This is a genomic window from Pseudomonas sp. NFACC51, from assembly GCF_900103575.1.
In the GTDB taxonomy this organism is placed as follows: domain Bacteria; phylum Pseudomonadota; class Gammaproteobacteria; order Pseudomonadales; family Pseudomonadaceae; genus Aquipseudomonas; species Aquipseudomonas fluorescens_Q.
Window position 1 is genome coordinate 1 of record NZ_FMXH01000003.1, and the last position, 9,744, is coordinate 9,744.

Below are 9,744 nucleotides of genomic sequence, written 5' to 3' on the forward strand. Positions count from 1 at the left end.
CGTCTGGTCATCAGAAAGCCGACACTGCGTTTCTTTCGTATTGCGCTCCCAAATTGTCACCAAGACGTTTTTCGCCATCACCGATTCCCCCCATACGCCGTTAACGATCGAATGCGCCGCCATACAGGTGTAGTGTCCGTGCGGATATTGCGAGTGGAATGGCGATGCATACGTGCAGAGATCAGCGTAGATCAATACGCTGCCAACTCAAGAAATTCTGCGGGCCTTTTATTGAGTTCTGTTCGTCTGGTAACGATACTTTGGAGGAGAGTGCAATCTGAACTGTCCATTTCTTTTTGAAGCCCAATCAGCAATGCGCCGCATTAGGTCTTTACTCAACCAACTCGAAAAAGGCGACGTATTTATTTAAAGGCCAGACCGTCCGCTTCTGGCCGGTTGCTGTCTGTGGCTAGAGAGAGATTCATCGTGGGGAGCAGCGGGTTACATGCTTGCTTTTGAGGTGTAGGCGATCCGTGGCGAGGGAGCAAGCTCCCTCGCCACGGGATTGATGCTGTAGCGGCTAGCGTGGGTCGACGTTATCTAGCACTCGGTTTGCCAGCAATGAACTCAGTTCAATCAGTTGCTGGACGCCGAGGGCGATGTGGCGGCGGGGGCCTTCCAGATCGAAGGCCAAGTTGCTGATCATCGCGTCGGCGGATGCCAAGTTTTCGCTAAGGTTGGCGAGCAGGCATTCGTTGTCGGCGTTTTTTGCCACGGTGAATAGCTGGCCCGGTTTGGATGCATCTTCGGATTTTTCCGATTTCGGTAGCAGGTAAAAATCCAAGGCGCGCCTTTCTGCTTCGTCTTGTTTCTTCGTTTTGGATTTGGTGGGCGCAGAGCTGCGATCTGCTTCGGGAGGATTCGGGGTAGGCTTGAACATGTGCTGATACTCCATGGTTAAGCCGCAACCTCTTCCCTACTAAAAGAAGGGTGGCGGCTGTACGCAGGTTAGTAGACCGGGGAGATCAGCATTGCCGGCGCGCCGAAGCGCCCTGCGCACAGCCACCATCAAGGACAGGTTAGGAACCTGCTTGGATGGAGAGCTTATGCATCCTACTGACACAACCTCGGGCTACTAAACCCGACCACTGATGGGCAGTGGCAGGGAAACGATAGAACCCATAGGCAAGGCGCACAAGCGGGCGGATTCTGGCGTAGTTGTAGGCAATGGCGCAAGGATTCGTAGCTGGGTGGAAGCGTTGCGGAGGGAGAATAAACAAACCTTCGTAATGCCCCAGGATCCGTGGCGAGGGAGCTTGCTCCCGCTCGGCGGCGCAGCCGTCGTAAATCGGCTGATGCGGTTTGTCTGTAGGAATGCGCCGGCCGTTTTGGGGCGGCTTCGCCACCCAGCGGGAGCAAGCTCCCTCGCCACGGGATTGATGCTGGAGCGGCTAGCGTGGGTCGACGTTATCCAGCACACGGCTGGCCAGCAATGAACTCAGTTCAATCAGTTGTTGGACGCCGAGGGCGATGTGGCGGCGGGGCCTTCCAGGTCGAAGGCCAGGTTGCTGATCATCGCGTCGGCGGATGCCAGGTTTTCGCTGAGGTTGGCGAGCAGGCATTCGTTGTCGGCGTTTTTTTCCACGGTGAAGAGCTGGCCCGGTTTGGATGCATTTTCGGATTTTTCCGGCTTCGGTAGCAGGTAGTAATCCAGGGCGCGCTTTTCTGCTTCGTCTTGTTTCTTCGTTTTGGATTGAGTGGACGCAGAGGTGCGACCCTGGGAGTACCGACTGGATCGGCTAGCCCATGCTGCGGGAGAGACGATTCGTTAACGAAACCCTTCGAGCAATGCCTTGCCCTTTTCTCCGCCGCAAGGATCATCCCGCAGATATCTTGCAAGCACACGGTTGTCCGACGGGACCCGCGTGATGTTGTAGAAACTCTCTTCGCCCTCGCACACCCCGAAGTACAACGCATAGCCGCGCTTCTTTAAATCCTGCTCGACCTTGCCCCACTGGCTTGAGGTTTCGCCGAATGGCCGTGAGGGCTCTAGAGCCATGCTTTGGTCAGGCCCTTTTTTCCAAATAAAACTTCAGATATTTTTTGGGTCTTTCTTGAAAGGCTCGAGCCTTGCCGAAGCTGTAGGCGTCATCAAAGTACCTATAAGCCTGCGCGTGGTCTCCCAGCTCAAAATAGACCATTCCCAAGTTAATCAGCGGCCCTGTATCGATGTCCGACTCCCGGCCATCCAAGGTCTTTTGTGCCCAGTCTTTAGCAGCCGCGAAATCCCCATTGTCGAAATGCAGGTTGAAAAAAGAACCTGTGACCCAGGCTGACAAAGGTGTCCACTCCAGCTTCGGTTCAGGAAGCAGGTCCCAAGCTTTTTGGTACAGGGCTTGAGCTTCATTTTTTTTGCTTTGCTCATCGAGCTCATTACCCGACGCCATGATGCGCATTATTTCGTCTGCCAGCGTCGGGCTTTCATCTGCCAAGTCTTTCATATGACGTTCCTTTACTAGTAAATGGGCTTTTCTGCGGGACCAATAAAATCGCCGGGGTCCCTATATCGATCCGTCAGGAGCGCGCCTTTGGACCGGTTATGGGAATAATATTCCAGCTCATAATTGTCAGGGTCGCGCATCCATCCCCTCACTTCTTTGGTTTTAGCCCCATGGAAACCGCCTTTGGAGTTCCAGTATTTAACGGCATCCGTTTTATGAGCCATGTCAGCGTCTTTAATCGAATACCATTTCTTGTCGGTGCTCTGGAATCTCATGTTTTTCCCGGTACCGATTATTTTTCCTTCGGCTCTCATCCGCGCGATCACCGCTTTGCCGGTACGGCTGCTCTTCCCAGGGGTTCTGCCTACAGAGTTCAGGCGACAAGATAGACCCAGTGGATCGATCCATCCAAAGGGGTTGGGACTGTAGGCGTAGAAATTCAGACCACCGTTCAGCCCAATCGGATCCGGCGTAGTAAACCGCCCCACATCCGGATCATAAAACCTGAACGTATTGAAATGCAGCCCGGTTTCCCGGTCCAGGTACTGCCCCTGGAATCGCAGGTTCTGCTCTTCGATGTAATACGGTTCACGCACTTCTTCCAGCGTATTGCCCCACACCCGATACGTGGCCTGCCACACGTTGTGGCCGTCGGCCTCGGTGAGTTGTTCCGGCAGGCCGTTGAGGTCGTTGTGGTAGTAGCGGATCTTTTGCAGCAGGCCGCTTCCATCGACGCGGGCCAGGGGTTCGTAGCCGTCGTCTTCGTAGAGGTACAGGCTGGTTTGCTGGTGGCGGTGTTCCTGCAACAGGCGCAGGCCGTCCCAGGTGAAGCGGGTTTCGCCCAGCGGGTAACCATTGCTGTCGTGTTCGGTTTTTTCGATGCGCCGGCCCAGTGGATCGTAGGCCATGTTGACCACGCTGCCGTCGTCGTTGCGCACCTCGATCAAGCGGCTCTCGGCGTCATAGGCGAAGTGTTGCACGCCACGTTTGGCGCTGCGTTTTTCGATCATCCGGCCGAAGGCGTCGTAGCGGTAGCGCTTGTCCTGGTAGGTCAGCAGTTTGTTGTGCACCACCAGCCCGGCGCCGGGGGCCGGGCCGTCCAGCAGGTTGGCGGCGGCGTCGTAGGTGAAGGTCTCGCGTTGGCCGTGCAGGCTGTCCTGGCTGGCGATGATGCGGCCGGTGGCGTCGTAGTGCAGTAGCTGGCGCTGTTGTGCGGCGGGTTGCTGGTCGAGTTTGCCGATGAGATTGTCGGCGGGGTCGTACTCGAAGTGTTTTTGCACCGCCGCCGGCAGCAGCGAGGGTTGGCCGCTGTGGCGGCGTTGGCGCGTGCGCAGGCGGCCGCTGCGGTCGTATTCGCTGCGGGTGCTGATCTGCCCTTGGGTGCGCAGCACTTCGCGGTGCAGGCGGTCGCGTTCGAAGTCGCTGATGACCTGGCCGTCGAGGTTGATCTGGTGCAGGTGGCCGCTGCCGTAGTACAGGCGGTTGACCCAGCGGCCATCGGGCAGTTGGGTCTGGATCAGGTTGCCGAGTTCGTCGTAGTGGTGCTGCAGGCTGCCGGCGGCGCTGTTTTCGGCGAGCAATTGACCGAGGGCGTCGTAGGCGAAGCTCAGGGTCTGGGCGTTGCCATGCAGGTCGGTGAAAGTGACGGCGGTGAGTTGGTCCAGCGGGTCGTAGCTGTATTCGGTGCGGCCATCGTCGGTGACCTTGGCGATCAGCCGGCCTACGGCGTCGCGTTCCAGGCGATGGACGATGGGTGCCGGCGGTGTTTCGGGAACGAGCGCCAGGCCTGTGCCGTAGGGCGCGGGCATCGCCGTCACTGCCGCGATGTTGTCGAGGCGGTCGTAGTCGTAGCGCTTGGCGCTGCCGTCCAGGTCTTGTTGTTCGGTCAACCGATCCCCGGCGTCCCAGGCAAACCGGTAGCTTTCACCATTCTCGTTGGTCAGCGCTTGCAGCCGGCCGAAGCTGTCGTAGGCGAACTGCACTTGCCGGCCCTGGGCGTCGGTGCGTTGGCGGACCTGGCCGCGGCGGTTGTGTTGGTAAAGCGTGGTGTGCCCGGCCGGGTCGGTGTAGCCGATGAGTAAGCCTGCGGTGTCGCGCTGGTAGTGTTCGGTGCGGCCGTCCGGTAATTGGCTGCCGAGCAGGCGCCCTTGGGCGTCGTAGCTGAATTGGGTGCGCTCGCCGAGGGCGTCGGTGATGGTGTGCAGGTAACCGCGCGCGTCGTAGCTGAAGCGCGTCGGGTAACCCGAGCAATCGACGTGTTCCACCAATTGGCCGAACGGGTTCCAGCGCAGCTTTTTGTTTTTGCCGGTGGCGTCGATGATCTCCACGACCTGGCCGTGGGTGTCGTAGCGGTAGCGGGTGACGTGGCCCAGCGGGTCGATTTCCGTCGTGCAGTTGCCGCGTTGATCGTAACGGTACTTCCAGCTGTGGCCGGCGGCGTTGGTGTCCACCAGCGGCAGGGCCCAGTGTTCGAGCCAGAGGGTGGATTCGCTGCGGCCCAACGGGTCGGTTTCGCTGATCAGGTTACCCGCGTCGTCGTAGTTGAATTGGTACTGGCCGCCCTGTGGATCGGTGGCGCTGAGCATCTGGCGCTCATCGTTCCACTCGAACAGCCAGGTCTGGCCGAGGTTGTCGATGTAGTGGGTGATCTGGTGCTGGCTGTTCCACTGCCGGGTGCTGACGCGTTGCAGGCTGTCGCTGATGCGGGTGATGCCGGCCTTGAGGTCATAGTCGAACTGGTAGGCGTCGCCTTCGTCGGTCCAGTGCCGGACCACGCGCCATTCCTGGTCTTCGATCAGGGCCCATTCGTAGAAGCAATGCAGGCCGCTGGGCAACTGGTGCTCGACCATCCGTTGCCCGGCGTCGTAGCAAAAGCGCCGTTGCACCTGACCGCTGGCGTCGCGCACTTCGGCGAGGGTGTTGGCTGCGTCGTAGGCATAGCTGACCAGCACTTCCCGCGATTGGTCGGGGTAGAGGCGCTCGATGTGGGTGACGCATTCGCCTGCGCGGATCAGCTCGACGTGCACCAGGTCGAAGGTGTCGCGCAGCCGCACCAGGCGTCCGGCGTCGTCGTAGTCGAGGTGGATGCGGTTGTCGTTGCGGTCGCCCAGTTGGCTCAGGCGCAAGTGTGAGGGGTTGGCTGGCGAAGGTTCGAACAAGCGGTACAGGCCGTCTTCGCTTTCGATCAGCAATTGCCCGTTCACATGGCGGCGCACGGCCAGGCCTTCGCCAGCGCTGAACACCGCGCCGCCCAAGGGGATGGAACCCATGTCGATGGGCCGGCCCTGTTCGTCGGTGTAGATCAGGGTTTCGCCGCCCTCGGGATGAGGCTGGATTTCCACCTGGACTTCGTAGGCGACGCTCCACCCGGCACCGAACAAACTGTCGCGACGTTCGTCACGGCTGTTGTAGACGCGCTGCCAGTCAATCGGCAGGATGCCGGGCAAGACGAAATCCAGATCCTCGTCGGCGCCCAGCACTTTGGCCCCGGTGGCGGCATGCACCGGGTTCGATGAACCCATGGCGGCGTTGGCGGCCGCGTTCGCCGCGCTGCTGGCGGCCATGGACACCGCGCCGCCCACCAGCATGCACGGCAGTTTGCTGAAGAACTTGCCCTTGCCACCCTTGAGCATCAGCAGCGCGGTGACCGCCAGGCCCACGCCCGGGGTCTTGCCGCTGCGGATCTCGCGCACCACCACCGAGCCGCCGCCAATGGTCACGTTGGACGAGATCAGTCCAGCCGACACCACCGTCGCATCGCAGGTGCTGCGGTCGCCGCTGCGCACGGCGGGCTGGCCGTTGATGGTGACCTTCTCCGAGCCTTCGGCCATGAACTGCGGTGGCATGGGTGGGTGCTTGGTGCAGATCACCAGGTCTTCTGGTCGGGTCTCCGTACCGGGGGCGGGCGAGGCGACAGTGGGGCGCCACATCTGCGAGAAGAAATTCCCGGCCATGTCCAGGTAACTGGGTTCTTCTTCCGGCTCGGGCATTTCCAGTTCGGTGCCGGCTGGTGCGACATGGGAAACCACAGCGCCGGCGGCGCGGGCCGAGGGGATGTTGTTGGTGAAGGTGTCCTTGGAACCGGTGAGGATGTTGGCCTGCACCGTGGGCGGAAAGAGGGCGTTGCCGATGCCCTCGCATAAATTGCTCAGGCCTTTGTCGGCCCCGGTCTTGCTCATGGCCAGGCCGACGACGGTGCCCACCACCAGGCCCAGGACGAAGCAACCCAGGCCGCCAGTAACGACGGTGATGCCCGTGGCCGCGACCACGGCGGCGGTCGCCAGGGCGGTGATCGCGATATTGGCCGCCACCTCCAGCACGCCGCCGAGGATGTCGGCCATCATTGAGGTGTGATCGAGTGCATCGCCCAGGCGGGCCGCCCAGAGCGCGTCAGACATACCGGGTACTCATGCAAACGGCTGCGTGATTACGTGATGCGATGCCTTCCATGGGCTATTTTTTCCTGGTCGGTTACGGCATGCTCATCAAGGCCATTTTCAGGCGCTTGATCGGTTTGGGTGTCGAGGCAGTCAGCCGGACGTAGATTACCGAGTGCGGGCACTTTCTGCATCATCCACCATAAGCCTTCCTTGAGCCCTCTTTGCCACAAAGCACGACGGCCATATCAACGTGGCCGTCTATTGCCTCGGCCGGCGTGCGAACGTTGTCGTTGAGATATTTTTTTTGTACAGCCACACGAAACTGTGTCAACAGGCATCGCCGCAAATTGGGTTTGGTATTACCGTTTCTGCCGGGACAAACAGCGCCAGCAGTTGCTCGGACCCTGCGGCAATTTGTTCGACGTGGACATGGACAGCGTAGCGATTGCGCTCAAGCGGCTGGTGGAGAATCACAAGGCCGAACTGATGGCCGACACGCGCGGGGCCGGTGCGGCGTGGAACTAAAAAAAGCGTAGTCGGGCGTGCCCTGTTGCTGAAGTGGCAAAAGGCGCATCTGCAATTGGCGCGTTGTCTGGAATTTTAAAGTGTAGGAGTTAATAAAGTTTTTTGTGGGAAATCTCGTTTTTTACTCCGTGTGAGGAAAATAATGGTGGAGATTTTTTCGGTAATCTTAATTATATTTAGGTGATATATAGGAAGTGTTTTAAAGATTTTTAGCTATTATTTTTAATGCGGTGATGCGTATAGAGCACGGTGCCGCATGGCGGTTGTGAGTTGACTGGCTGTGGAAAAGGTGAGAGCATCGCGCGATAAGGACGGAGGAATTGTTATGGCATTGCATAGGGCTATAGATGTTGCAAATTGGTTTGTGGCGAAATTTGCAGAGTCGGGTGATCTCGTTACCCATTTGAAAGTTCAAAAATTATTATATTACGCAGAGGCTTGGACTCAGACTCTTATTGGTAAGGAGCTTTTTCCCGAGCAAATACAGGCTTGGGCTCATGGGCCGGTGGTTCCTGAAGTATTCCATGCATTTAAGCAGTATGGGTGGAAGCCACTCCCAGTACCGGAAGATGAAAAAGTTCCAGTCCTATCCGCCGAGGCCGAGGAAGTGCTTGTTCAGGTTTTTGATGCCTACGCCGATCTGCCGGCCAAGACGCTTGAAGATATGACGCACAAAGATGCGCCTTGGATCAAGGCTAGAGGTGAATTGAGCGCAGAAGAGCGTTGTGAAGTCATTATGCCAAAAGCTGAAATACTTGTTTTTTTCAAGACAAAGTATGCGGCTGAAATATAATGGCGAGACTTCCTAAGAATAAAGTAAATGAGGAAGCTAAGGGCGTCGAAAAAGAAGGTGCTGCTACCACGGAGTTAGAGAAAAAAATATTTGATCTTCCTTCATTTAAAAAGGACGGCGCACGCGATGGGCCCCATAATAAAAACCCCTATGTGGTTTTAAAATATTTCCAGAAGGACTGGGAGTGTTTTTCAGCGTGGACGAAAGAGGAACTTGGTCAGTTTTCCAACTTCTTAGCTACGCTCGGTAGTCACACTTGGGACAGTGTATATAAGAGTGGCGGGAAGGGAGAGAATAAAGCCGGTTTAGGTTACACTCCGTACAAAGTTGACGAGATGAAAGCAGGCAGTACTCACGTTAAAAAGGTTTTAGCCAGTCTTTCTCCCGAGATTAGTTTGATTGAGTTGCGAGTCAGTCAAAAAATGCGCGTTCATGGCTTTCAATCGCAATCGGCGTTTTTCATGATTTTATTGGACAGGGAGCACAAGGTTTTTCCTCAATAGCTCTCTTGGATAGGGTTGGTTTGTGATGGGGCCGGAAATACAAAGGGCATGTCGGTCGACTCTATATGCCCTTTTGTTTGGCTCTAAATATTTTGGTCGGTCTGGTTTGCCAGAAAAAACTTAAAAACTATCTCCTGTCTCGTATTTAGTCTGATTAGAAGTTGTCAGGCCTGAGTGTCGAACACCAGCGACCCCTTGATCGTCGCCCAATGCGCCGCCTCGGCATCACCCAGCTTCTCGGCTTTCACGTAGCTCAAGGCAAGCATCTTGCGAGTGCCGGGCAGTACCAGTGCGAGCTGATATTGGAAGACCTTTTCGTTGCCCTTGTTGAACTGGCTGCGCAATTCAATGGCTTCGACTTCCTGGTTGGCGCCCACGCGCACGGTGGCGCCCGGTTGGCAGCGCAGTTGCTGGACCTGTTTTTCCAGGCGCTTGAGCTGGTCGTCGAGGTTGCTTTGCAGGGTCTCGCCGTCGGCCAGCAGGCTGCGGCTGACGATCAAGGAGGTGCCCAGTTCGGGGAACTTGAGGATGTTGATCGTCGCGTCCAGCAACTCGCTGGGCGGCAGCTGGAGCTGGAATTCATTGAGGCGGTAGGTCATGGCGCATAAATCTCGAAGTTAGCCCTTGGGGAACGCGGCGCTGATGTTGGCGTCGATGCTGCCCTTGACGCCCTGGCCGTCCGGCGTGGCACCGGGGCCGCCGCCGTTGTTCAGGTGCAGCACGCCGCCAGTGTTGAACTCGGCATCGCCGCTGGCGTAGAAGCTGATCTGCACGCCGCTCAGGTTGATCTGGCCGCTGGCGTTGAGCTCCAGGATGCTTTCACCGCACACCAGGCGCAGGTTCTCGCCCACTTCGATGACGTAGCTCTGGCTGATGCTGTCGGTCTTGCGCTGGCCAACGGAGAGGATGTCCTCCTGCTTGACGATGCGCAGGCGGTTGTTGCCGATGGTCACTGTTTCGTTGTGGCCGATGCTCTTGTTGCGGTCATGGCCCACCGAGTGGCTTTCGTCCACCTCGACCACGATGTCCTGGTTGCGCTCGGCATGGATGTACAGCTGCTCGGCGCCTTTCTTGTCTTCCATGCGGATTTCGTTGAAATTCGC

Annotated in this window: 7 protein-coding genes and 2 pseudogenes; 2 read left to right on the plus strand and 7 right to left on the minus strand. The window is 57.7% G+C overall.

Annotation, left to right across the window (positions count from 1 at the left end):
* Positions 1 to 520: 520 nt before the first annotated feature.
* From BLT00_RS06835 to BLT00_RS06855, 5 genes and pseudogenes are all read right to left on the minus strand, one after another.
* Positions 521 to 880 (minus strand): DUF6124 family protein, encoded by a 360-nt coding sequence (locus tag BLT00_RS06835; RefSeq protein ID WP_092151179.1) that lies wholly within the window; start codon positions 878 to 880, stop codon positions 521 to 523.
* A gap of 511 nt (positions 881 to 1,391) precedes the next feature.
* A pseudogene (locus BLT00_RS06840) lies at positions 1,392 to 1,765 on the minus strand (DUF6124 family protein).
* Positions 1,766 to 1,768: 3 nt separating this feature from the next.
* The gene (locus BLT00_RS06845; RefSeq protein WP_175456268.1) at positions 1,769 to 1,999 is read right to left on the minus strand and encodes a hypothetical protein; all 231 of its coding nucleotides are present in this window, start codon (positions 1,997 to 1,999) and stop codon (positions 1,769 to 1,771) included.
* A 7-nt stretch (positions 2,000 to 2,006) separates the two neighbouring features.
* A complete protein-coding gene (locus BLT00_RS06850) occupies positions 2,007 to 2,441 on the minus strand; it encodes a tetratricopeptide repeat protein (RefSeq protein WP_092151182.1) in 435 nt (144 codons plus the stop codon).
* A 14-nt stretch (positions 2,442 to 2,455) separates the two neighbouring features.
* On the minus strand, positions 2,456 to 6,838 hold the full coding sequence (locus BLT00_RS06855; protein WP_092151185.1) for an RHS repeat-associated core domain-containing protein: 4,383 nt from the start codon (positions 6,836 to 6,838) through the stop codon (positions 2,456 to 2,458).
* Positions 6,839 to 7,670: 832 nt separating this feature from the next.
* Between BLT00_RS06855 and BLT00_RS06870 the strand changes: the two genes are divergently transcribed.
* Both BLT00_RS06870 and BLT00_RS06875 read left to right on the plus strand, forming a co-directional pair.
* Positions 7,671 to 8,138: a Panacea domain-containing protein gene (locus BLT00_RS06870; protein WP_092151188.1), complete on the plus strand. Its 468-nt coding sequence runs from the start codon at positions 7,671 to 7,673 to the stop codon at positions 8,136 to 8,138.
* Positions 8,138 to 8,641, plus strand: coding sequence for a hypothetical protein (locus BLT00_RS06875; protein WP_092151191.1), 504 nt, complete (start codon positions 8,138 to 8,140; stop codon positions 8,639 to 8,641). The genes BLT00_RS06870 and BLT00_RS06875 overlap by 1 nt, the downstream gene beginning before the upstream one ends.
* A 164-nt stretch (positions 8,642 to 8,805) precedes the next feature.
* Here the strand turns inward: BLT00_RS06875 and BLT00_RS06880 are convergent, their stop codons facing one another.
* Entirely contained in the window at positions 8,806 to 9,240 is a 435-nt protein-coding gene (locus BLT00_RS06880) for a DcrB-related protein (protein ID WP_092151194.1), read from the minus strand.
* An 18-nt stretch (positions 9,241 to 9,258) separates the two neighbouring features.
* Positions 9,259 to 9,744 (minus strand): annotated as a pseudogene (locus BLT00_RS06885) (type VI secretion system tip protein VgrG); the annotation flags it as partial.